Annotated in this window: 1 protein-coding gene; it reads right to left on the bottom strand. The window is 64.9% G+C overall.

What is annotated here, in order from left to right; all coding sequences use genetic code 11:
* Positions 1 to 240: DUF3182 family protein (locus HWN72_RS32140; protein WP_375154558.1), on the bottom strand; the 240-nt coding region annotated here is incomplete at its 3' end.
* Between the last annotated feature and the right edge of the window lie 5 nt (positions 241 to 245).

Below are 245 nucleotides of genomic sequence, written 5' to 3' on the forward strand. Positions count from 1 at the left end.
CCCGTGATCGAGCAGAAGCCGGCCGGCAGCGGATGCATCCGCGCGGGAGAAAACCGAAAAGCCGCGCAGAACCGCGTCACCCAGTTTGCCGCCGAGCGCGTGCGACCATTCGGGCGGCGCCTGCGCACCTTGGAACGGCAATCCGTGCGTAATGACTTTGGTGGCCACGAAGCGCGCTGGAACCGCACCTCCGTAAAGTTGCGAAGCATCGAAAATCCCCATCGCAGCAGCGGCCTCCACGAGCA

The organism is Novosphingobium sp. HR1a, from assembly GCF_015594425.1.
GTDB classification, from domain to species: Bacteria; Pseudomonadota; Alphaproteobacteria; order Sphingomonadales; family Sphingomonadaceae; genus Novosphingobium; species Novosphingobium resinovorum_A.